This is a genomic window from Nitrospirota bacterium, assembly GCA_040757595.1.
GTDB lineage: Bacteria > Nitrospirota > Nitrospiria > Nitrospirales > Nitrospiraceae > JBFLWP01.
The window spans coordinates 1-22,759 of record JBFLWP010000019.1 but is presented as its reverse complement, the minus strand read 5'-3'; the positions used below and the strand labels follow the sequence as shown (position 1 = coordinate 22,759).

The window sequence follows — 22,759 nt, the reverse complement described above, 5'->3', positions numbered from 1 at the left end:
CGATCTCCGCGCTACAGGAAAAACTGATCCACCGGCCCCTCGGGCTGTCCTTCTTCGCTAATCGGGCCGCTCCCGGCCACCGTTGTAATCGTCCCGGTCGCCGCCGAGACCTTGCGGATCCGGTGGTTTTGCGCGTCGGCGATATAGAGATTGTCTTCCGCGTCGAACGCGATCCCGGACGGCGCGTTGGTGCTCGTCTCCAATGCCGGGCCGCCGTCTCCAGTGAAGCCGCGCTCGCCGGTGCCCACGACCGTCGTGATCACGCCGGTCTTCGCGTCCACCCGCCGGATGCGCAGGTTATTATGGTCCACGATGTAAAGATTCCCCTGGCTGTCGAAGGCGACGGCTGCCGGGGCCGCAAGCTCAGCCTCCCGCGCCGGGCCGCCGTCGCCGCTGAACCCCGTCGTCTCGCTTCCGGCCACGATCGTGATCCAGCCGCTCTTGGTCTTGGGATCGGTCCGGGTCAGATCGGCCTTCTTGACCCGGTTCAAGGTGGCGTCGGCCCAATAGACCTGCCCATCCGGCCCAACCGCGACCCCCACGGGATGCCACAGGTACCTGGGCGCAGCCCCACGCTCCACCCGGCTCGGGTCCGAGCCGGCGACGGTGGTGATCCGACCCTCCCGATCTACCTTTCTGATGCAGCCGTTCTGCGTGTCGGCGATATAGAGGTTGCCGTCCGGACCAAGCGCGACCCCTCGCGGGGCATTGAGTCTCGCCCGCCCGCCCGGGCCGCCGTCGCCGCTCCACCCGCGTTTCCCGGTTCCGGTCACGGTGTGAATCAGGCCAGTGTGCGCCTCCACCTTCCTGACCCGATGGTTTCCGGCGTCGGCGATATAGAGGTTGCCGGCATCATCCAGCGCGATGCCATGGGGAAAGTACAGTTTGGCCGCGACGGCCGGCCCCCCGTCGCCGGCGAAGCCGCGCTCGCCCGAACCGGCGACGGTGGTAATGAGGCCGGTCTGCCGATCCACGCGCCGAATCCGGTCATTGCTCGAGTCGGCGATATAGAGGTTGCCGGCTCGATCCACGGCCACGCCGCGCGGATTGTTCAGGCGCGCCTCCGCCGCGGGGCCGCCGTCGCCGGCAAACGATCCGCCTCCCGGCCCGACCGCAGAGAGGGGATGAGGACCCAAAAGAAGCCCGCCGCCGAGCGCCAGCAGGACCCCAACCGTGCAGACCCGCATCGTCTCCTCCGCCAAACGGTCGAAACTAGGGAATCTCAACCGTTGTCAGAACGTGATCTCGCGCGCACCGTACCCCAAGCCACTTGTACTGCGCTTGCGGCGGACACCAATGGCGGTGGGCGATCCGGTTCGGTCCGGTCCCATCCACCCATGATCCCCCGCGCAGGACCTTCTCCTGGCCGGATTCGGGACCAGAGGGGCTCGTCTCCGGACTGCGTTCGTAGTACCGCGCCTCGAACCAGTCCGCGACCCATTCCCAGACGTTGCCGCTCATGTCGAAGAGGCCGTAGCCATTGGGGGGAAAGCTTCCGACCGGCATCGTGCCCTGTCCTTCGTAGTTGGCGCGCGTCCGATCTGGTTCATCCCCCCAGGGGAAGGCCAGCCCTTCCCGCCCGCCGCGCGCCGCCTTCTCCCACTCGGCTTCCGTCGGCAGGCGCTTGCCCTGCCACTCGCAGAACGCCTTGGCCTCGAACCAGGAGAGTCCGACCACCGGATAACGCGGGAACTTCTCCCCACTGTGAAAGCGCTCGCTCTTATTCCAGTACCGGGGCTCCGGCGCGCCGGTCGCCCGCAGATAGGCCGCATACTGCTCGTTCGTCGCTTCGAGCCGGTCAATCCAGAAGGCATCCACCGTCACCCGGTGGCGAGGTCGCTCCTCGTCGAAATCGCCGCCCATCGTGAACGGGCCGGCCGGAATCAGGACCATCTCCTCCAGCGATGGGTCTGGCTGGGCCCAGGCCACCGAGGCGCCTCCGATCACTGGCAGGAGGAGCGCCTGGACCAGGCAACCAACTGGCAAAGCCTGCGCGCGCATTTACTCCGTGTACAGAGCAATCTGGACTCCCAACGCCATCAGGACGATGGTCCAGAGCCCGGCCCTGTGGGGCCACCGCACGACCCTCGTGTCCTCGAGCAGCCTGAGCACCGCCAGCAGGAGCCCCTGAATTCCCCAGGACAGGTGCTGCATGTTGGCCAGGTCCATCTGCGGGTGTTCGAGGTGCCGATGCAGGAGCAGGGCCAGGGCCGCGCCGGCCCAGAGGGTCGGTATCACATAGGCCCAGACCGGATGCGCGAGGACCCGGCGCCCCTTGAGCCACTCGAACAGGCCGATGAAGACCGCGACAAGGGTGAGAACCTTGTGCTGGATCACCTGGTGCGCGGTGGGCAGGGTGGTCACGCTCTCCCACAACCCGGGCCCTCCCATGGGCCAGGCGTCGGGGTCGCCGCGCACGAACAGGAAGAGCCCCATGATGATCCACACAGCCGGCCACAGGCCTTGCAGCCAAGCCAGCCAACGAGACTCGAACCCTCCCAGAAAGGCGCAGAGGCTGATGACGACCAGGAATATGCCGGCCGTATCGTGCATGAAGATGGAATACTGAACCTCCTCGTCGGAGAGCGGCGCGGCGGCATGTCCGTGCCCGACATGCCCGTGCGTCGCGGAGCCGGTCGGCTCCGTCTGGGCCGTGGCCGCCGCGCCGTCGCCGGTCCGGGCTTCCAGGCACAGCTTGCCGGAGCACCATTTTCCCCACATCCCCATCGGCGCGGAGGGTTCCGGTTCTCCCGCCCAGGCCGGCGCCGCTTGAGCCGGCGCTGTCATCCAGAGGGCCAGCAGGCCCGCTGCAAGCCATCTTTTCATGATCCCCCCGATCCATTGCGGCCCAAACCGGAGTCCGCTGAGTCGTTGAGCCCTCGAATCGCCAACGGGCTCATGCGCACAACCCCAACGCGCGCAACCGCTCGACGAACGTCAGCGGCCGGGGTTCGAGACCCGCTTCCGTGGCCGCGACCCGATGGAGCAGCGCGGGCCTCTTCCCGATATTCAGAAAGATCCGATCGCGGAGCCGCGTCAGCACGGGGTTGCTGGTTTCCCACAGCCAGGCATACTCGTCGGCCACCCGCTGAAGCCGCTCCACCATTGGTCGCCGTATTCGCTCATACGGCGCCAGCGCGCGAGCCGTAAAGTCCCCGCGCTCAAAGCACCCTTCGAGCACGTCCGTCAGGACTCTGCCGTCCTCCATCGCCTGGGAACTTCCTTGAGCCACATGGGGGTGGCACGCATGGGCCGCATCGCCGAGCAAGGCCGCGCCGTCCGCCACCCACGTGGCCGTGCGGATCTGGACCGGAAAGAGGCGAGAGAACTGTTCCCAGGGCGCGGCTTCTCCAAGGGCATCGCCCAGCCCCGGATCAATGGTGCGGATCCGGTGCTTCAACGCCGCGAGCCTTGGCCCGTCTATCGCCGCGAGATCGCCGGCCGGAACCATAAACAAGAGGCAGCAGGCAACCGGCGAAACCGGAAAGTACCCCAGAATTTCCCCGTGTCCCAGGTAGTAGTGAACCCGGCCGCCCCATTCCCCGGCGAGTCCCTTGGGCCGTTTCGCCCGCAGGCCGAGAAAGGCGTTCCGGTAGCGCTTGGTCCGGCAGACGAGGCCCAGCATGTCTCGGAGACATGACCAGCTCCCGTCCGCTCCGATGGTTACGCGGGCGTAGAAATCCCGCTCGCGTCCGCCTTCCGTCGCCGTGGCTCCGATCACCTGGGCGCTCCCGCTCCGCCGCAGAACGCCGGTCAGGCGCGTGCCCCAGTGCACGTGAACCGTGGGGCAGGTGTGAAGCCCCTCCAGCAACACTCGGCGGGTTTGGCGGGGAAGTGTCACCAGGGCATAGGGGTAGGGGTGATCCAGGGCACGATAATCCACCTGGCACAGCGGTTCTCCCCCTATCCGATGGAAGTGAAACTGCTCGACCCGCGCCACGTTCCGGGCCTTCAGGCGTTCGAGGAGGCCGAGCTCCGCATAGTCCTGGAGCCCAGCCGGTTGCACTAGCTCAGGCCTGTGCGCCAAGAGCCCGGGGCCCTGTTCCTGAAGAATCCTGACCCGATGGCCTTTTGACCCCAGTCGAAGCCCAAGGCTGAGCCCACCCGCCCCCGCCCCTACGATGAGCACATCGCTGGAGTAGGCCATGCTCAGCCCTGCGGCGCGCTGGACGCCGTCCCGGCCGCCTGCGCGGCGCCCCTGATCATGAGCGGAAGGAAGCGGCAATCCTTCGGAAAGCCCGATGCCGACTCCTCGACATACCCGAAGAGGGGGCAGGAGGCGGTCTCCGCCGCCGCTTGCGCCACGTCGTCCGGACTGACCCTCGGGAAGTGAACGTTGTGATACATCGTCAGCCGACCATCGGCGAGATCGTACAAAAGGGCAAGGGTGTTCTGTTGACTCTGCTTCTCGATCAGCAGCAACGCTTGAAGCAGCATGAGCCGGTCATCCACTTTCGAGGCTCCCCCGTCCACAAAGATCACCACCCTCGGTCGCAAGCGCTTCAGAGCCCGAAGACCCTGTTCCAGATCAGCAACCACGGTGGTCGGCAGTCCCGTCCTTCGACCGCCTAACATGAACCGGAACCATTTCCCCATCCGTTCGTTTCGCGAGATGACCAGGATGCGCCTTCTCATTTTCTTAGACTCCGTCACGCGTCACGGCCTTCTTAGTGACGATGCTGCTGGCTCTGTTCCGGCTGCGGGCCCGACCCCGTCGGTTGAGGCGGCTCCGGTCGCTCCAGCTCGTCAATGCGCATGCGAGCGTCTTCCACCAGCATCGCGTGGTCGGGGCCCGCCAGCTCCAGAAACTTCCGGTAGTTCTCGATCGCCTTGTCCTTGACATGGACGCCGTCGTACAGAATGGCCCGGTTGAAATAGGCGCGGGGATAGGTAGGGTCCACCTCGATGGCCTTCTGCCACATTTCCAGCGCCTCCTGGAACTTTTGAAGCCCGTAGTAGCAGTTCCCGATGCTGTTGTAGCCGACCGGCGACCGTGGTGTACGCGCGAGGACTTCCTGGTAGAAGCCCAGCGCTTCCTCCAACCGGCCTTGATCGAAATGCAGATTGCCGAGCCCCTGGTAGGCTTCCACCAGTTCCGGGTCATGCTGGAGCGCCAGCCGGTAGAGCGCCGCCGCCTTATCCGGCCGGCCGGCCTCGTGATTGATCTGGCCGAGCGCCAGGTAGGCCTGCGCGAAATCCGGTTTGACCCTGATCGCTTCCACGTAGGCCTCGGTGGCGGCCCGCAGCCGCCCGTTTTTCGCTGCCGCCTGTCCCTTGGCGAACAGCGCGGCCGCCTCGTCGGCCGTGTCGAGGGGCGGCGCCGTCGTCGCTGCGATCCCCCAAGTCGGCGTTCCGAGCAGGCAGAGCAGCAGGGCCAAGCGGGCGCTCCGTCTAGGCCCATGTCGCTTACCCACGGTTCGCCTCCAACCGTCTGACCCGGTTGTTGTTCGGTTCCACGACCACCACGCGGCCTTTCGGATCAATGGCCACGCCGGTCGGAAATCCCAGGCTGGCCTTCGTCGCGGGACCGTGATCGCCTGCAAACCCGCGCTCCCCCGTGCCGGCGATCGTGGTCACGATACCGCTCTTGACGTCCACTTTCCGAACGCGATGGTTGCCCGCGTCGGCGATGTACACGTTCCCGGCGGCGTCCAGCGCGACGCCAGCTGGCTGAGCCAGGCACGCCTCCTTGGCCGGTCCGCCGTCCCCGCAATACTGGTTGACTCCCTTGCCGGCGACGATGGTCACCTTGCGGGTGGCGATCTCGACCTTCTTGACCCGATTCAGAAAGGAGTCCGCGACGTATAGGTTGCCCTTGCCGTCGTACGTCAGTCCCACCGGCGCCACGAAGAGGCCCCGGATGGTCGGCGTGCCCGCGGCGTCTGTCTTGGCGCCCGGCGTGCCCTCGCCCACGATGCTCGAGATGATCCCGGTTTTCCTGTCCACCCGCCGGATGCCGCCGTTCTCGGAGTCGGCGATGTACAGGTTGCCTTCCTCATCCAACGCGACTGAGGTCGGGTATGACAGGAGGGCGCTCAATGCTGGGCCGTTGTCTCCGGCCAGCCCTCTGATGCCTTGCCCGGCGACGGTGGTGATGATCCCGGTCTTGGCGTCCACCCGGCGGATCCGGTGGTTGCGTGCGTCGGCGATGAACAGCGTCCCCTCGGGGTCCACCGCGAGCCCCATCGGGAACGCCAGGCAGGCCTTCACGGCCGGTCCGCCGTCCCCGCAGAAGTCGCGGGTGCCGTTCCCCGCCACGGTCCTAATGACGCCGGTGGCGGCATCCACCTTTCTGATTCGGTTGTTGGTGGAGTCGGAGATGTAGAGATTCCCGGCCGCGTCCACCGTCACGGCCCGCGGGTTGCTCAAGCTCGCCGCCAGCGCCGCGCCCCCATCGCCTTTGGAATCGGCCGACCCGTTCCCCGCCACGGTGGAGATCACGACCTTCCCGCCGTGATGGCCGGGCTTCTCGGCGGCGCCCGTCCCGGGCGCGGCCGCCATCAGCGCGATCACCACGACGCCACCGAGCAGGATTCCTGTTCCTCCGTTCATCTTGGCCTCCTCAACGAATCGCCTCGTGCATCTCGCCCCTTGCCCGTCTAGTGCAGATGCGCGAAACTCACCTTGAACGTGTTCGCCTCCGTCGGCGTGAGCGATGACTGTCCGGACGGGGTCCGCACCACCACGAGCCTCGGCCCCAGCGGCGCGTGCATCAGGATGGTCACTTTTACCGTGGCCACGGTCCCCTCGCTGTTAACGACCGGGGCGTCCTCAACCACGATCCCGGTCGAAGGGACGAACTGCACCTCCGAGACCTCGGCCAGATTATGGCCCACGAGTGTGAGCGAGAAGACCCAGCCGGACGGCCCCCAACGCGGCGTGATCGCGGTGATCTCGGGCGCGTTGTTCGATAGGGACTCTCCGGCCTGCTGAGTGTTCTCCTGCGCCCGGGCGTCAATTCCCGCCCACAACAGGCTGATCGCGAGCATCGGCCAGACGATTTGACGGACCCTTCTCAACCGGTCACTCATCGCTCACTTCCCATCATTGCCCTCAATGCGCGCCCTCCTTCTGGGTCACGCTCTCAATCTTATCGGCCAGTTTCTCCGCCAGGGCCGGGTCGAGCTTCGCCAGGATCTCCAAATGCTCGCGGGCGCGCTTGACGTCGCCGGGTCCCTGATAGAGATAGGCAATGGCCAGGTTATAGCGGGCTCCGGTGTGGTTGGGATTCCAGGACAGGGTCTTCTGGAACGCCTCCAGCGCCAGCGCGTTGTAGTCCGTCAGATCGGGCGTCGGCAGGTCCGCCAGGCCGACCATGCTTTTGCGGCCGTAGGCGAGCCCGAGGTTGTAATAACCTTCGGGGTTCTGGGGATCCACGATCGTGACCTCGCGGAACTGCCGGATGACCTCGTCCAGATCCCCTCTCTTGTCCGCGAGAAATCCGAGCGCGAACCGCGCCAGCACGTGCTGGGGGTTGGCCTGGACGGTCGCGCGGTATTCGCCCACCGCCATGTCGTCGAGCTTGCGCTTCTGGTAGACCAGGCCGAGTCGGAAGTGCGCCTCGGCCGAGTCGGGCTGACGGGTGATCGCCTCGATGAACTCGTGGATGGCCAGGTCGTCGTCGCCGGCCTGGCTCGCCACGATGCCCATCGCCAGATGCGGTTCGGCGTCCTTCGGCCGGAACTCGGCCGATTTCGCGAGCGCCGCCATCGCGGCCTCCCACCGTCCGCGCTCGCCGTACAAGAGTCCCAGGTTGTAATGGGCATCGGCGTGGCTCGGGTCGTTCTGCACGGCTGCCTCGAATTCCTGGATGGCCAGATCGAGCTGCCCGCGCTCGGTCGCCAGCACGCCTTGGACAAAATGGTCGCGCGGGCGCTCGGCGACCGGCTCGGCCGCCGTTGCGACCGCTGGGAGCGCCAACAGGATCAGACCGCCGCCCACACGGAACAGAGCGTTCATGGCACACACCTTCCTTTCATGGCCGGGAAAGGAGGGGAGGCGAAGGCCCGGAGGCCGTGACGAAGGACCTTCCCTCCCCCGAGAAGAGGTGGCACATTCGCCCCTTCCCACTCTCCAACGCTGAACGCGGAACGCTGAATGCAAGAGTGCTCCGATTGTCATGGTCTTTTCGCGTTCATCGTTCCGCTGTCATCATGCGTCTTGCTTTAGACGCGGCTGCCCTGACGGGACCCACGCCGCCGCAGCTCCTCGCGAATCAAATGGACGACTTGCAGCTTGGTGACTCCCCAATGCGGGGCGAGCACATAAGAGTCGGCGATTTCGCCCGTCAGACGCTGCACGACGACTTCCGGGGGAGTGCGCTCCAGGAAATCGCACGCGAGGCCAACGTACTCACGCAGCGTGAGCAACCGCACGGTCGAGCGCCGGTAGAGGCGCTCCATGGCGGTGCCCTTCGCCACGTAGAAATGGTGCAACTTCAATCCGTCCAAGCCGAGCTGGGCCAAGCGATCCGCGGTCTGGAGCATCATTGCGCGCGTCTCGCCTGGAATTCCTAGGATTACATGGGCGCAGACCCGCAGGGCTCGATCCCGGGCCCGCCGCACCGCGTCTACGAAATTGGTATAGGTATGACGACGGTTGAGCCATCGCAACGTCACCTCGTGGCTGCTCTGAAGCCCGAGTTCGAGCCAGAGGTGGGTCCGCCCGGCATACTCCGCTAGGAGGTCCAGTACGGAGTCGGGTACGCAATCGGGGCGGGTCCCGATCGAAAGCCCCACCACATCCGGGACTCCCAGGGCCTCCTCATAGAGCCGACGCAGGCCGGCCACCGGCCCGTGCGTGTTCGTGTAGGCTTGAAAATAGACGATGAACTTCTCCCCCTGAAGCCGTTCCCGGTAAAACCGCATCCCGTCGGCGATCTGCTGTTGGATCGGCGCACGGGCCGTGCGGGAGTTCGGGCTGAAGCTGGCGTTGCTGCAGAAGGTGCAACCTCCGTATCCCAGGGTGCCGTCGCGGTTGGGGCAATTGAACCCCGCGTCAATGGCGATCTTGAAGACCCGAAAGGGGAACTGCTCCCGGAGATACTCCCCCCCGGAGTAAAACGGGATCACTGTGGTCGCCGGTGTCGCCATCGTACGTGCACCTCAGCTATCAGCGAACAGGGTTCAGCTATTCGCTTCTCATCGCGGCTCGTCTTTGCGGTCCCCGTTGGCTCTTCCCACGAGGATCTGCCAGGCCAGTAGGGCAATGAGTGTGCCAACGGCCGAGAGATACAGCCCGCCGAAAGGGATAAAGAACCACCGCTCGGCCAAGGCGTACGCCGCGACTTTGCCCTGACCGGGTAAGGTCAGGGCGATACACAGCCAGCCGAACGGATAGACCAGCCCGAGCAACGTCCACGCGACGAGCGCGGCCCTAACCCGATCGCCCACCGCCAAGTTTGAGGCAACCGTGACCAGCACCAGGGTCACGAGGGCCACGCCGTGCGTATGGACGTGGAACGCGTGGACCCGAGCCAGCACTTCCTGCGCGACCCCCTCAACGATGTTTTGGTCAACGTCGCTGAGCCCTGTGAGCTGATGTGTGGCGGGGTGTTCCTTGGCCGCCTCGGCCGCGGCGGCCAGGATCTGGATTCGAAAGCCCCCTTGCAGCGCGCCGGTCAGTTCGCCCCATCCGAAGAGGAGCAGACAGGCGAGGACCGACGCGGCCGGCGGGGCCTTGACAGTGGACGCCATCACGGTCCCACCTCCCTGGTGGACGCCAACGTCGGTCGGAGCTGCCCGCTGACGAGTTGCTCCTGGAATCCCTGGAACAGGCCGCCGACGAACTGCCTCCGCAGGGCCTCAAGGCTTGGGGCGTCCCCCCGCTTGACTGCGACCGCCATGCGGTCCAGCAACAGGTCGAGGGCCTGAATCTGCTCCGCGGCCCGGAAGCGCAGGAGCCGCTCGAACATGTGCGAGAAGTAGTCGTGCGCCACGGCGAGGACCGCCGCCTTGGTGTCCGGGCGGGCCTGGGGATCGGCCATCAGTTGTGCGAGGCGGTCGAGCTTTTCGAGGATCAGGAGAAACGAGAGCGAGTACAGAGCTTTCTGAAGACGCGGCATGTCTTTCTGTTCGAGAGCCTGAGCCGTTTCCTCCGCGAGCGAGGTCTTATAGACTCCGTCAAGCCGCTGGGCGGTGCGGCGCAGCCCGACCTCCTGAATCAAGCGCCCCCGACTGCTGTCCGGAAAGTCCTCCTGGATCGAGACGGCTTTGGTATAGGCGTGATCCAGCTTTCCGCGGTTGATGAGCAAGAGCGCGTCGTGCATCCGTTCCAACAGGATCGGAACAGGCTGACTCAGCTCATGGGCCCAGCCGAAACAGGGGAACAGGAGAACGGTCAAGGGCAGGAGGGAGAGAGCCAGGAGATGTCTGGAGCTGCCAACGCACATTGTCGGCCTCCTTGATGAACCGAACCGGCCAGGACTGAGGGCTGAGGACCGAGGGCGAACAACGTCGCGCAAGGTTCCCGCAGTCCTCGTTGCCCAGTCGTGAATCTGGAATTCACGGCGTCTTGAAGAACGTGTCGTATGCTCCGTACACCAGAATGAGACCGATCACCGTGAACCAGATGTAATCCCCGCCGCTATATCCCGCCGCCTTGGCGGATTCCTCCGCGAAGAGCGCGGTCGGCCACAACGAACCGGCGGCCAGGATGACAAACGCGGATTCCTTGCCTCGTGGCATAGACGCTTCCTCCTTTCAGGCAGGGGCCTTATTTCAACTCGAATGCGACCTTGACCTCGCCCCCGTCCTTTACCTCGATTTCCTTGGTCAGCACGATATGGTCTTCATAAATCGGGCGCTCGAGCTGTGCGTCTTCCGGCTTGATCTGCCCCGCTTTGATCTTGGCGTCCGCTTCCTTGATGGACTTGTCAACTTCCTCCCAGTTCTTCGCCTTCCAGTTTTCGTGCCAGGCCGTCAGTTTGTATTTGCCCGGCGGCACACCTTCGATCTTGAAGTTCCCGTCGCCGTCGGTCACGGCGAAGTACCCATGATCGAGGACCATGATCCATCCGTTCATGTGCACGTGCGAATCGCACACCAACTTCACGAGGCCGCCCGCACGAACCTTCCGATCCACGGTCTGTCCCTTCTCGGACAGCGCGACGTTGAACTGAGTCGCATGCTTGTCGTTGAAGGTGTGCGGGTTGTGCAGGATCGGATCGGTGTTCTTCATCGAGATGTCCTTGTTCTTCACCATCGCCGTGACGTGCTGGACGAAGTCGCATTTCTTTCCTGGATCACCCATTTCCAGCGTATACTTCGGCTGGGTCGGCCCGCCGCTGCCCCCTTCCAGATAGACGACCGTCCAGCGCACGCCCTTGTTCTTGGGATTCACGACCAAGACCGGAATCTCCACCTCGCTTCCGCAATAGTCCGCGTTTTTCGCCACCCGCATTTTCGGATTGGCCGGCGCGTTTCCGGAGAACGAGACCGTGCCGGTGATTGTCCCGTCGGCGTAGGCCTCGGGCACCGACACGCCCAGCCAGGCCGCTGCCGTCATCCCGCAGATTCCCATCCCGATCAATTTCCAGCCATGTCCCTTGTCCATGTCGTCTTCTCCTCCTAGCTCGAATGACCAATGGACCATCAACTTCCTGCGCTCACCGGCTCTATCCGCCGCTCTCCAACAGGCGCTTGACGCTTTCGTCAATGGTCGGGCCGCCTTTAAACTCACGGGAAGGGATGCCGCGGCGCTGCGACGTCACCATATAAAATTTGCCGTCGGCGCCCACCCGCACGCGCGTATCTAGCTCCATCCCGACTTTCACCCGTCGCTTGAAATGCTTAACCGCCTCCTCTGTCTCGATGACTACTTCGATGTTCTGCCCCAGCCGCTCCAGAGCCCCCTCGATCACCTTCATCGTGATGGTCACCGGACTGGCCTCGTAGTTGGTTTGGGTCACAATCCCCATCAGGAAGATATCGAAGCCTGCGCGCTGGCCGGCCGAGGATTCTTGGCTCCGGTTGCCCGTTTCCGTCGAGGGGGCGCCGGCCCATGCCTGCCCGTTCCCTATGGTCAGCAGCACCGCCGCGGCCAGCATCGCGCCTCGCACGTCGCTCACCTCCTTTCCGCTCGATCGTCCGTCTCCACCACGACTTCTCCGATCATGCCGGCCATGCCGGTAATGGACTGAAGAGACCAGTGGATCACGCACATGTACGGGTACACGCCGGGCGTGGAGAATGTGTAGGAGAACGTTTGCTTGGGCAACAGCGTGCCGGAGTCCAGCGGCTTGCCCTTGGCGGGATCGTTCAAGTCCTTGCCGCTGATCACAAGGTGCACGTCCTCGTCGTCGTTGATCCACTGGACCGTATCCCCGACCTTGATCGGGAGCTGGGCCGGGTTGAACGCGCGATTTTTCATGAAGACCGTATAGGTCTCCGCTTTCACCTGTGCGCCGCTCCATAGGATGAGGAGCAGCGCGACGATCACGCCCGAGATCTTCATAGGATGTCCGTCACCTCGGTTTCGCCTCGCCCCTGATGCCTCGCGGCTCTGGTTACGGTCCCGTCCCCACCGCCACCGTTTCCACCACGTCCTTGGCCGAGAGGCGGAGTTCCACCCGTTCGCCTTTCTTGCCCACACGGTGAAGCTGCTCCATGGCTGCCTTGTCCACTTTCAGCGTGACCGTTTGCCCCGGTACGATCTCCACAGTGACGCTGCCGGCTTTTTCGTCAACCGCTTTGATCGTCCCTTGCACGATCTTCACCGGAGCGTGAAGAGCCCCTTTTTGCGCTGGGATTTGCGCAAGGGCCGTGGTGGCCAGCACCGAGCCGCCCAGCAGCAGAACGCCCAACGCTCGAGCCGCATCATGTCTGCCATTCATGTTCTTCATGTTCTTCTCCGAATTCCTTCCGACGGGTCCGCGCCCGCGCGGAGACGCGGAGATTGGGGAGCCCAGTCCCATTCCAGGCTCCCGGACTCGTGTGAGCCGACGCGCGCGTCATTTCGTCGGCGCCGCTGCGGTCTCCGGCGGCCGGATCGTGACCGGAAGGTTTCGGCGGAGCACCGTCAACACTTTGTCTCCGTCCACCTTGAGGTCAACGCCGTCGCCAACGTTCAGCCGTTTTTTCCAGACCGGGCTGGCAAGAATGTCCTTGTCGGTTATCGTAAAGGACTTCTTGCCTCCGTTCCGCAATTCAATCTCAAGCGTCCCGGCGGCCTTGTCGATCTTCAGCACGTTTCCCGACTCGACGACGACATCGGCCCAGCCGGTGGTCGCCAGGAGCATCAGGCCCACCGCCAAGCCGAGGACCGCCCACAATCTCGGTGTCCCGGTTCTCATGAGTCATCCCTCCTTCGGCAGGAGGCCGCCTCGGTTCCCGAGGCGGCTCCCGCCTGCGTCACTCAACCCAGCGGGCCTCCTCGCTGTGTCGCTATTCGCCAAGGACCTGCTTCCTCACCGCCTTATGCGACAGCGACATGTTCATGGTCTTCGGATCGTCCATCGTCTTGAAGCCCGGCAGCGGCAACGGCGGAATCACCGGGAGGTACGGGTTGTTCTCATACTCGACGATGGTCAACAGGCCCCCCGGATAGGCGCCGTCGTTGGTCGCATGCGGCACCCGGTGACAGTGAAACACCCACCGGCCTGGGTTGTTGGCTTTGAAGACGACGTCGGTCCGCTGTGCCGCATTGAGGTTCATGGCGTCGCGGAATTCCCATATCCTGGGGCACCGATCGCACTCCGCGCTGGCCTGCGCGAACGCATGGCCGTGCAGGTGCATCGCGTGCGACCAGTAGCCGAAATTCAGGAACCGGACCCGGACGATGTCGCCTTCCCGCACAAAGATCATCGGGCTCTCGGGGAACGACTTCCCGTTGATCGTGAAGTAATTGAAATTGGCGATCTTGCGCGGATGGCCGAGCTCCATGCCGCCGCTCTCGCCGTCGTCAATGCGGGTGTCCACTTCATCCAGGATCATCACATAGTCGCGATCAATCTTGAGCGCAGGATCCGCAGCCTGTTTGTCCGTGGTGCCCACCGCCACTTCGGGTCCCGGATACACGACGAAGGACCCGTACAGCCCCATGTCCATGTGCGTGGCCGCGTTCACGTGGCAGTGATAGAAGTGATGTCCGGACGGCTTCGCCATGAACTCGTACACGAACGTCTCGCCCGGCTGGATCGAGAGCTGGGTGACGTTCGGCACCCCGTCCATGTTGACCGGGACCCACTGTCCGTGCGGGTGGATCGTATGGTCAATCGTGGTATTGTTCTTGACGGTGATCCGCACGATGTCGCCTTCCGTCGCCGTGAGCAGCGGGCCCGGCACCTGGCCGTTGAATGCCCATTGCGTCACATACACGTCGCCCACGATGTTCCACTTGATCTGCTCGATGGTCAGGTAATACTCGACGATTTTGCCCGTTGCCCGGAACGACATGTTCTCGGCCGACCAGATATCGGGCGGGTAGGAGAACTTGTTGACCGGGGGGTTCTTGATCGAGTTCCACCGATCCGGATACGGCTGCTTATGCGTCTTGACTTCCGGGTCCGCGGCCAGCGCGATCCCGGCCGTGGACGCGCACAGCGCGAGCGCCATGATGACCGCGACCAATCCTCTTGTCCGTCTCATACTCGTTCCTCCTCTCTCTACGGTCCCGCGTTGATGCTACTGCCCGTGTTGCCGTGCTTCCGTTCCGTCTACGGGTGTTCCGTCACCTCCTTCCTCAATCCTTTTCGCTTCGTGTCGCAAGCCCCGAGCCTCTTGTTTCTTGACGCTTCAGACATGCAGCATCCGTTGGCTGATCCATTGCTTCTGTTGGGCGGTCAATCGCATCTCGGCTAGCACGTAGAGGATGCGTTCCTCGCATGCGAGGTGCCCGCGGTACCGTTTCACGAAGGTCAGAATGCCAAAGGGGTCCGCACCGCCGTCATCGGCCGCATGTGCCGGCTTCTGATTCAGCTTTCTGAGTATCCCGGCTGCGCCGGCCTTCAGCGCCCGGTGCTCGAGCAGCAGGGTGTCAAATTGCTCCCGTTCTCCGCGCTTCTGCCCACGTGTCCGAGTGAGGGCGGCGATCAGCAACGACTCACGCTTGAAGTGGACTCCGACTCGGCTGGTAAAGAACCGGAAGAGCTGGCGGAGCGTATCCCGGTCCGACTCCGCGAGCCCGTGCATGCCGGATCCATGCGGATTAGCGCCCCGTGGGCCAACGATCGCTTCAATCATGCGGAGCTGCTCCCGGATCATCTCGTGCTCACGCGTCAAGAGGGCGATAGGATCAAGCAGGAGGCCTGTCCGTCCGTTTCCTCGATGCGCCGGTACCCACTTCTGATCGGAACGAGCGACCATGCGGAAAAATGGCCCCCCATGGCACGTACGCAACCCTAGCGCGGGGGCCTGGGGAGCCGCCCTGTAATCAACCAGCCCGGCCTATGATGCATCTCAACGGAGCGGCATAGGTCTTCAGGCCTATGCGGATTTCGGCAGGCGGACGACCACGATCCGCACACGGGCGGCACCAGAGACCAAGCGGGCCCTGCGCGGAAGTGCTCGGAAGGCTGGGAAAAGTCTGGAGGGAGTCTGTTAGAGCCTGGCGATACGGGCCAGGCGATCCGGCTTCAACACCGTGATTGAGCGTCCATTGAGGCAGACCAGTCCTTCGTTCTGAAACGCACTAAGGAGACGGCAGACGGTTTCGGCCGTGACGCCGGCCATTTCGGCGACTTCCTCGCGTTTCAGGGCGAGGTCAACCTGGACGCCGCGCTCCGCCGTCCGGCCGAACCGATCCACCAGTTCCAGGAGCAGGCTCGCCAGCCGCTCGCGGGCGGACTTGAAGGTGAACTCATCAAGCTGGTCCATAGTTTTCCCGATTTCTTCGCTCAAGAGGTGAATCAGCTTGATGGCCACGCGAGGGTTGCGCTGGATGAGCGCATGGTACGCGTCCCGCTCAATCAGGCAGATCTGGGACGGCTCCATGGTCTCGCACGTGACTTCGTGGACGGCACCCGGTCGGAAGGCATGCTTCTCGATCAGTTGGCCAGCGTCCAGGATATGCACGATCTGCCGCTGGCCGCGCGCCGAGGAGCGGGTCAGCTTCACCTTCCCGGTGCAGAGCAAGTAGAGGCCGAGGCAGGCATGGCCTTCATAGAAGACGGTTCGTCGGGGCTCGTAGAAAAAGGAGTGTTTGATCCGTTGGAAGGCACACAGTTCGTCGCCCTCGAAGTCGCAGACGACGGATTGAGCCCGGAGCGTGCAGGTATCGCAGTTCAGGAGGGGACCGGATTTCTGTTTCATCGCGCCTCAGTGGGTTAAATGAAACCAAGGGATATTCTCGAAACCTTGATGTTTTATGCAAGCCATGCACCACCGATTTGCTCGTGATAGACATCCAATTATAAATCATAACAATTTGATTTTTCAGCATAAATCATTTCATGTCCTAGGCGAAGGGGTGCATGAGTGAGTCATTGCGCTACAGAGCCAGGGTTGACCGTAGCCGATTGCTACAAGAGAGGAATGGCCTGGTTCCAGGCTGCAGGACTTGAAGCGGAAACGGGATGGGTGTCAAAGCCTGGCTACCGGCTGAGTCACCGGGGTAGGAGCCGCGGTTTTGGGTAATGCGGCAGGGTCTTCCACGAGCGCGTCGCCGACCTTGTCTGCCAGTGCGTCGAGCGAGAATGGCTTGCGGACGAATGACATCCCTGTCTTGAGGCGGGTCTCGGCGAGAGGGACGTCGCCCGTGTCGCCGCACATGAAGAGCACCCCTGTCTGCGGGCGCAGGGCAATCACGCGCTCAGCGAGTTGGAACCCGCTCATGTCCGGCATGAGAACTTCGGTCAGGAGAAGGTGAATCGGGCTCTCGTGGCACGCACACACGCGCAAGGCATCCCGCCCATCACTGGCGCTCAGCACGGTATAGCCTTGCGCGTTCAGGATTTCGCCGACCAGATCCCGAACCTGCCGCTCGTCGTCCACGACCAGCACGGTCTTCGCCTCCTCTGTTGGAAAATCCGGGGGAGGCGCTTTGTGCGCAGCGGTTGACTGAATGGGCGTCATCGCGGTCCAGAAGGTTTGGGAAGGTAGGTGCAGAATGGTTCTTCGTCGAGGTATCGTCCTGTGGACCCGTACGCGCGGGCCCGACACCCTCCGCAGACGATCCGGTACTCGCACGCGCCGCATTTCCCCGCCAGGCGGTCGGCATTCCGGAGCGCGGCGAACACCTCCGCCGATTCCCAGACATCGGCGAAGCTCCGCGTTCTGATGTCGCCAGCTTTCACCGGCAGATACCCGCATGGGAACACTTCGCCGCGATGAGAGACGAAGGCGATGCCCGTTCCCGCCAGGCACCCGCGACGAGTCTGCGGATCAGGCTTAGGCTGAGGTTGAGCGAACAACTGCTTCTTCAAATCCTCGTCCTCCTCAACCTTGGCCTTTGCCTCAGCCTCAGCGTATCCGCCTGCAAGCACTTGCTTTTGAAGGCGAACCCGCTGAATGTGCGGCGCGCAAGTGGCGCGGATCTCCATCGTCCCGCTCTGGCTCAGCTCGTCAATCCAGTAGAGGACGGCTTCATATTCGCGGGGCGTGAGCTGAGCGTCCGGGGCGATGTCCAACCCGCACCCGACCGGCACGAGGAGAAAGAGGTGCCAGGCATCGGCCCCCAACTTCCGCACCAACTCGTGGATGGCTTCGAGCTGGTCGCGGTTGTGGGCGGTCACGGTCGTATTGACCTGCATGGACATCCCCAGCTCTTTTAGATGGATAAACCCGTCCACTGCGCCGTCGAACGCCCCGGGAACCCGGCGAAAGCTGTCATGGGGCTCCGCGTCAGGGCCGTCGAGGCTGATGGAGATTCGCTTGAACGGGACGTCGGCGATGAGCCGGGCCGTCTCGCGCGTGACCAACGTTCCGTTCGTCGCGAGCGCCAGCGGCAGCCCACGCCACGTCGCATAGGCGGTCAGGTCGAACAGGTCGCGGCGGAGTAAAGGCTCTCCGCCGGTGAGCACGAGGATCGGCCGGCCAACCTCCGCGATGGCATCTATCAGCCTAAATCCCTCAGCCAGTGACAACTCGTTCTCTGGCACGCAGGTCTGGGGAACGGCGCGACAGTGCGCGCACCGAAGGTTGCAGCGTTTGGTGGTTTCCCAATAGACCAATCGTGGCGGGGGGAACATCACCACCGTCCCGGCTAGGGGCGCGAGAGGCGCGTGGCTAAGGGGTGGGTTCGTCTCTAACCTCTTCGCCACACGCCACTTGCCTATGTTGACAGGGAGGGACGGGCGAGGTAGTGGGAGGTGGCACCACCTCGCCCCGAGGGCGGCACAACCCCCCGTCCCGTGGTCCAGCCCACTCGGCTGACAGCCGCCAGCGAATGGCGCGCCGCCGGTTCTTGCCCATTACGCCGTCAGTACAGGATGCCGACGTACATGCCGACTGAGCCGTAGTTGTTCACGGTGTTGGTCATGTTCGCGGTGAAGTGATAGCGTCCGTCAACACCGAGGTTGACCGGCCCCCAGATGTTGTACTCGACGCCGGCGCCCATCTGCGCGCCGATGTCCAAATACCCGGCCTGGTTCGAGGGAGGGCTGATCACGTGGAAGTCCAGCCCGATCGGAATGACCCAGGGACGGAGCCTCTCCCCCTCCCGGAATTTCAGCTTCGGCGCCACGTCCACGGTCAACATCGTGATCTGGACGGTCGCCGGCGTAGTCCTGCTGACCGGGGTCAGGGCCGTTGCAGAGGTCACGGTGTTGGAGGCGAACCGTTTGAATTCGATCCCGATCTCGCCCATGAGGGACATGCCCTGGAACCCGAGGAAGTTCTTGTGCATTCCCTGGTCCAAGCCAGCGCCGATGTACCAGCCTGTCTGTCCGGCGTTGTTCCCGCGCCCCAGAATGTTGAACGTGTCGGTGAAAAGCTCGTTCTGCCGGTCGCTGGCCGCCGCTGCGAAGCCGCCCCGGAAGAACACCTGGTTCTCTTCGGCCGTTGCCGGTGACGGTTGGACGGTTCCCACTATCGCCGCCGCGAGCAAAAGCGCCGCTGCCCCCAAACCCGCGTTTCTTGTTCGATGACCGCTCATGATGCCCCCCTTCAAGGCGAGTGAAAGATTGATGGGGGCACTGTAGCGGGGGGCGGCGTCAGACACCTTGACGGGATTCGGTCGTCAACGTGATTGTAGTCAAGGATCGGGATAGGGCCTTTGGCCTATCTAAAGACGTGAGAGGGGAGACGTTAGACGTGAGACGCCGTTCAAGAGGACACGAGGACGCGGGGACACGGAGACGCGGAGATCGCCGCGTCGGTCACTTCACGGGCGGCAGGTTGAGATTGGGGCACCACTCCACTTCGGCTTGGACCGCGATCGCCCGGAGCTGGGCTGCGAGCGGCGGCGCGCCGGTTTCCCGGGCCACGCCGAGGCAGCGGGTGCAGATGAATTGGCAGTGGGAGACGCAGGTCCGGTCCGGGCAGCCGGAAAGACCGCTCAGCCGGGACGAGAGGCGGGCACAGAAGGCCCCCGGGTCGGGCTCTCTGAGGCTGTCGCGATAGCAGAGCAGGGCGCTCCAGAACTTGGACAGGCTGACGACGGGCCGCGAGTTGACCGCGACCTGGACACCCGGAAGATTGATCGCTTCCCCGATGAGCCGCACTGCCGGATCCAGATCATCGGGCAGGTTGGCAAAGGTGGCCACGTGGGCCAGCGCCGGTCCCTTGCCTTCGGTGTGGAATTCAGGGGCGAGCCGGGCCAGGATGCGTGCAGTGGAGATCTCAGCGGCATCGGACTCCGGAATCCTGACGGTCAGATGCATGCCTCACCCCGTTGCGAGCGGGTCGTCAACAGCGGTCACTTATCAAGTCGTAGGGGGGCCAGCTACGGCGCCGGGGCCGCCAACGAGACCTGCTGGCCTGCCGGCTCCTGCGCGTCGCGGGCGCAGCGGAACCCGAGCCAGTTCATCTTCGTGGTCGGGTCGGTCCCGTTCCGCATCGCCGCCCGCATCGTGGTGGTGCTGTCGATCCAACCCCCGCCGCGGAAGGCCCGCTGTGTCCCCTGTTCGGGCCCTTTCGGATTGCGGTCTGGCGCCGTCTTGTAATAATCCTTGTCGTACCAGTCGGCTACCCACTCCGCGACGTTGCCCATCATCTGATAGACTCCGTACGGGCTGACGGCGTTCTCATACTTGTCCACGGAAATGATCGGGGGATAGAGCATCAGCCGCTCGGGCCGGTCCCGCACGGGTCCGGACAGTCCCGAACGGCCGAAATTCGCCCGGCTCAGACCGGCCGTCTGGTTGCCCCACGGATTGATCCGTCCGTCCTCACCTCGCGCTGCCTTCTCCCACTCGGCCTCCGTCGGCAGCCGCTTCCCGGCCCACTTACAGTAGGCGTCGGCGTCGTACCAGGACACGTGCATGATCGGGTGATGCGCCATCGTCTCCTGGAAATTGCCGCCGTCGTAGCGCCAGTCCACCAGAGGCAAACGGTCGGTCGCCAGCACGAATCGTAGGTATTGCAGGGCCGACACCTCGTACTTGTCGATCTCAAAGGCGTCGAGATAGACCCTCCGCCGCGGGCGCTCGGACTCATATGCGTTGCGATCCACTTTTTTGTCGCTGCCCATGAGAAACCAGCCGGCCGGCACGCGGACCATCTCGTCCTTCACGGGCCAGGTCTTGGCACGCTCCATCGCGAGTTGTTTGCCCGCCGGCGTCCACTCCGACGTGATCACGTCCGCCACGTCCAGGCCCCACACCGTGCTGGCCAGGGCCAGCGCGATCGCGCCGGCCAGCAGGATATCTACCAGCCTGTTGAGCTTCGTTGTCCCATTCACCTGCCGGGGTTCCATGTCCGACCTCCTTCGTGGGGATCTCGTCGCTCGTGAAACGTCGCGCGCGGGCGCCAGAGTCACCGCGATTCGGCTCGCGCTTCACGCGTTACCGGGACCCATTGCTCTGCAGAATGCAATGGGTGCCCCGCTTCACGCGCATCGCTCGCGCAACGGAATCCGATCAAATAACTTCGGTGATCTGGCGCGTGCGCGCCGCGCCCGGCGGAACGGGCGACCTCCGGGTCTTCGTTCCAGGAGCCGCCGCGAAAGACCCGATCTTCTCCCCGGGCGGGGCCCGGCGGGTTCACGGCCGGCCCCTGCCGGTAGTATTCCGGATCAAACCAGTCGGCCACCCACTCGGCCGCGTTCCCGGCCATCTGGTAGACGCCGTAGGGGCTGACCCCTCGGTCGTAGCGGTTCACGTTGGCGAGCGGCGGATACTTCGTGCCCCGCTTGGAGCCGGAATGCGCGATGTTGCTCTTGAGCCACCCGGCCGGCTCGTTGCCCCAGGGAAAGATCCGGCTGTCCGCGCCGCGCGCCGCCTTTTCCCATTCCGCCTCGGTCGGCAGGCGCTTGCCCGCCCAACGGCAGTACGCGTCCGCTTCCAGCCAGCTCACTCCGATGACCGGATGCCAGGCCATCTTCTCCGGGAAGGGATCGGCCCGCCAGTAGGGCGGCCAGGACGCCCCGGTCGCCAGGACGAAACGCAGGTAGTGGACGTTGCTGACCTCATAGCGGTCCAGCGCGAAGGCATCCAGGTAGACCCAGCGCTGGGGCTGCTCCTGCGGACCGGCGTCCGGGTCCTGGTGCGGGTCGCTTCCCATCAGGAACCGGCCAGCCGGGATCGGCACCATTCCCTCGGGCGCTTCCATGGCGGCCAGCCGCTCGGCCTCAAGCGTCGGGGCCCAGGGCTCGCGGACGATCTTCTCGTGGTCGGCCCGCGCCTCGCCCGCCGCCGCACAGATGAGCAGGAGCCCCAGCGCAAGGCGGCCGACGATGCGCCGCCCCCTCCGTCTTCCGGTCCCCGCGTCGCCCCGTCTCGTCGGAGGGCGCCTCACATGTCCCCCATCGCGCAATCAATTGGAGCCGGATGCTTCGCACCCTTGTCATTCCGTGTTCAGCGATCCTGTTTTTGGATCATCGGCTCGATTTCCCTCTTCGTTTCCTCGAGCACGTTGTAGCGAACGTAGTCATGCTCCAACACCTCGTTCGCGTAGAGCCGCCCGGTCGGGGCCGGGACCGCGACATTGGCCTTCACTGCGCCCTTCGGGCCGATCGTGACCGTTTGCTCGATTCTCGTTCGGATGTAGGGATGCCAGACGACCAGCTTGTAGGTGCCAGGCGGCACGTCGGTGATGGTGAACCGGCCCTGCCCATCCGTCTTGGCAAAGTAGGGACTGGTGACGGCCACGCCCCAGCTCTCCATGTAGGCGTGGAAGCCGCATTGCATGACGAAGACCCGGCGGCCCTTGCTGAGATTGACCAATTGCTTCGACGGCGCCCCGGCCATGTGCTTGTGGTACAGCGCGGCCTCGCTGCGATCCTTGAAGTTCCGGGGGTGCTGCGGATTCATCGGCAGCGGCACGTTGAACAGCACGCGCGCACCCAGCTCGGAGGTTTCATAGGCCTGAATGTCGTGCATGACGGGGTCCATGTTGACCACCGTCACCGATTGATCGTCCCGCACGACGGTCGTGAACGGGATGAAGAGGCAATCTTTCGCTTCGATTTGCGGGACGCTCTTTTCCTCGAAGGGTTTGCCTTTGGCAACGCCTTCCAGATAGACCACCACCTCGCGAAACTCGCCGGCCGGCCCGACCTGGAACGGTTGGAGGATGCGCCAGCCTTGCCCGTCAGAAATGCGCCCGCAATACACCGGGTCCGGCAACGTCGTGAGGTTGTAGCCCTTGGGCTTCGGGACCTGGCCGACCAATGTGACCGTACCCGTCAGCGTGCCGCCGTCCGTCACCGTGACTTCCTCGTAGGC

Annotated in this window: 28 protein-coding genes; all 28 read right to left on the bottom strand. The window is 64.1% G+C overall.

Annotation, left to right across the window (positions count from 1 at the left end; translation table 11 throughout):
• Window positions 1–11 precede the first annotated feature (11 nt).
• Window positions 12–1,187, bottom strand: a complete 1,176-nt coding sequence (locus AB1411_14795) for a hypothetical protein (GenBank protein MEW6544863.1) — start codon at window positions 1,185–1,187, stop codon at window positions 12–14.
• Between the two features lie 25 nt (window positions 1,188–1,212).
• Complete coding sequence (locus AB1411_14790) at window positions 1,213–2,001, bottom strand: formylglycine-generating enzyme family protein (GenBank protein MEW6544862.1); 789 nt, start codon at window positions 1,999–2,001, stop codon at window positions 1,213–1,215.
• Window positions 2,002–2,826, bottom strand: a complete 825-nt coding sequence (locus AB1411_14785; protein ID MEW6544861.1) for a hypothetical protein — start codon at window positions 2,824–2,826, stop codon at window positions 2,002–2,004.
• A 70-nt stretch (window positions 2,827–2,896) separates the two neighbouring features.
• On the bottom strand, window positions 2,897–4,147 hold the full coding sequence (locus tag AB1411_14780; GenBank protein MEW6544860.1) for an NAD(P)/FAD-dependent oxidoreductase: 1,251 nt from the start codon (window positions 4,145–4,147) through the stop codon (window positions 2,897–2,899).
• A 2-nt stretch (window positions 4,148–4,149) separates the two neighbouring features.
• Window positions 4,150–4,635 (bottom strand): hypothetical protein, encoded by a 486-nt coding sequence (locus tag AB1411_14775; GenBank protein ID MEW6544859.1) that lies wholly within the window; start codon window positions 4,633–4,635, stop codon window positions 4,150–4,152.
• A gap of 32 nt (window positions 4,636–4,667) precedes the next feature.
• Window positions 4,668–5,414 carry a tetratricopeptide repeat protein gene (locus AB1411_14770; protein MEW6544858.1) on the bottom strand — a complete coding sequence of 249 codons (747 nt, stop codon included), beginning with the start codon at window positions 5,412–5,414 and terminating at the stop codon, window positions 4,668–4,670.
• Window positions 5,407–6,552, bottom strand: coding sequence for an NHL repeat-containing protein (locus AB1411_14765; GenBank protein ID MEW6544857.1), 1,146 nt, complete (start codon window positions 6,550–6,552; stop codon window positions 5,407–5,409). The genes AB1411_14770 and AB1411_14765 overlap by 8 nt, the downstream gene beginning before the upstream one ends.
• 47 nt (window positions 6,553–6,599) lie before the next feature.
• Window positions 6,600–7,031, bottom strand: coding sequence for a hypothetical protein (locus AB1411_14760; protein MEW6544856.1), 432 nt, complete (start codon window positions 7,029–7,031; stop codon window positions 6,600–6,602).
• A gap of 22 nt (window positions 7,032–7,053) precedes the next feature.
• Complete coding sequence (locus tag AB1411_14755; protein MEW6544855.1) at window positions 7,054–7,959, bottom strand: tetratricopeptide repeat protein; 906 nt, start codon at window positions 7,957–7,959, stop codon at window positions 7,054–7,056.
• Window positions 7,960–8,165: 206 nt separating this feature from the next.
• On the bottom strand, window positions 8,166–9,092 hold the full coding sequence (locus tag AB1411_14750; protein MEW6544854.1) for a TIGR01212 family radical SAM protein: 927 nt from the start codon (window positions 9,090–9,092) through the stop codon (window positions 8,166–8,168).
• Between the two features lie 48 nt (window positions 9,093–9,140).
• On the bottom strand, window positions 9,141–9,695 hold the full coding sequence (locus tag AB1411_14745) for a hypothetical protein (GenBank protein ID MEW6544853.1): 555 nt from the start codon (window positions 9,693–9,695) through the stop codon (window positions 9,141–9,143).
• A complete protein-coding gene (locus AB1411_14740) occupies window positions 9,695–10,390 on the bottom strand; it encodes a hypothetical protein (protein MEW6544852.1) in 696 nt (231 codons plus the stop codon). Before AB1411_14740 ends, AB1411_14745 begins: the two co-directional genes overlap by 1 nt.
• A 112-nt stretch (window positions 10,391–10,502) precedes the next feature.
• Window positions 10,503–10,685: a hypothetical protein gene (locus AB1411_14735; protein MEW6544851.1), complete on the bottom strand. Its 183-nt coding sequence runs from the start codon at window positions 10,683–10,685 to the stop codon at window positions 10,503–10,505.
• Window positions 10,686–10,713: 28 nt separating this feature from the next.
• On the bottom strand, window positions 10,714–11,553 hold the full coding sequence (locus AB1411_14730) for a hypothetical protein (GenBank protein MEW6544850.1): 840 nt from the start codon (window positions 11,551–11,553) through the stop codon (window positions 10,714–10,716).
• A 61-nt stretch (window positions 11,554–11,614) separates the two neighbouring features.
• Window positions 11,615–12,067: a hypothetical protein gene (locus AB1411_14725; protein ID MEW6544849.1), complete on the bottom strand. Its 453-nt coding sequence runs from the start codon at window positions 12,065–12,067 to the stop codon at window positions 11,615–11,617.
• A complete protein-coding gene (locus AB1411_14720) occupies window positions 12,064–12,453 on the bottom strand; it encodes a plastocyanin/azurin family copper-binding protein (GenBank protein MEW6544848.1) in 390 nt (129 codons plus the stop codon). The genes AB1411_14725 and AB1411_14720 overlap by 4 nt, the downstream gene beginning before the upstream one ends.
• Window positions 12,454–12,505: 52 nt before the next feature.
• A complete protein-coding gene (locus AB1411_14715; GenBank protein ID MEW6544847.1) occupies window positions 12,506–12,802 on the bottom strand; it encodes a hypothetical protein in 297 nt (98 codons plus the stop codon).
• Window positions 12,803–12,949: 147 nt separating this feature from the next.
• Entirely contained in the window at window positions 12,950–13,291 is a 342-nt protein-coding gene (locus AB1411_14710) for a hypothetical protein (protein MEW6544846.1), read from the bottom strand.
• Window positions 13,292–13,382: 91 nt separating this feature from the next.
• Window positions 13,383–14,585, bottom strand: a complete 1,203-nt coding sequence (locus tag AB1411_14705; protein MEW6544845.1) for a multicopper oxidase domain-containing protein — start codon at window positions 14,583–14,585, stop codon at window positions 13,383–13,385.
• 147 nt (window positions 14,586–14,732) lie between these two features.
• Entirely contained in the window at window positions 14,733–15,302 is a 570-nt protein-coding gene (locus AB1411_14700; GenBank protein MEW6544844.1) for a hemerythrin domain-containing protein, read from the bottom strand.
• Window positions 15,303–15,536: 234 nt separating this feature from the next.
• Entirely contained in the window at window positions 15,537–16,247 is a 711-nt protein-coding gene (locus tag AB1411_14695; protein MEW6544843.1) for a Crp/Fnr family transcriptional regulator, read from the bottom strand.
• A gap of 270 nt (window positions 16,248–16,517) precedes the next feature.
• A complete protein-coding gene (locus AB1411_14690) occupies window positions 16,518–16,937 on the bottom strand; it encodes a response regulator (protein MEW6544842.1) in 420 nt (139 codons plus the stop codon).
• A gap of 68 nt (window positions 16,938–17,005) precedes the next feature.
• A complete protein-coding gene (locus AB1411_14685; GenBank protein ID MEW6544841.1) occupies window positions 17,006–18,124 on the bottom strand; it encodes a radical SAM protein in 1,119 nt (372 codons plus the stop codon).
• Between the two features lie 230 nt (window positions 18,125–18,354).
• Complete coding sequence (locus tag AB1411_14680) at window positions 18,355–18,963, bottom strand: hypothetical protein (GenBank protein ID MEW6544840.1); 609 nt, start codon at window positions 18,961–18,963, stop codon at window positions 18,355–18,357.
• A gap of 289 nt (window positions 18,964–19,252) precedes the next feature.
• Window positions 19,253–19,756, bottom strand: a complete 504-nt coding sequence (locus AB1411_14675) for a hypothetical protein (protein MEW6544839.1) — start codon at window positions 19,754–19,756, stop codon at window positions 19,253–19,255.
• A 62-nt stretch (window positions 19,757–19,818) separates the two neighbouring features.
• The gene (locus AB1411_14670; protein MEW6544838.1) at window positions 19,819–20,790 is read right to left on the bottom strand and encodes an SUMF1/EgtB/PvdO family nonheme iron enzyme; all 972 of its coding nucleotides are present in this window, start codon (window positions 20,788–20,790) and stop codon (window positions 19,819–19,821) included.
• Window positions 20,791–20,849: 59 nt separating this feature from the next.
• Window positions 20,850–21,830 carry a formylglycine-generating enzyme family protein gene (locus AB1411_14665; protein MEW6544837.1) on the bottom strand — a complete coding sequence of 327 codons (981 nt, stop codon included), beginning with the start codon at window positions 21,828–21,830 and terminating at the stop codon, window positions 20,850–20,852.
• A gap of 59 nt (window positions 21,831–21,889) precedes the next feature.
• A partial coding sequence (locus AB1411_14660; GenBank protein MEW6544836.1) for a carboxypeptidase regulatory-like domain-containing protein occupies window positions 21,890–22,759 on the bottom strand: 870 nt, incomplete at its 5' end.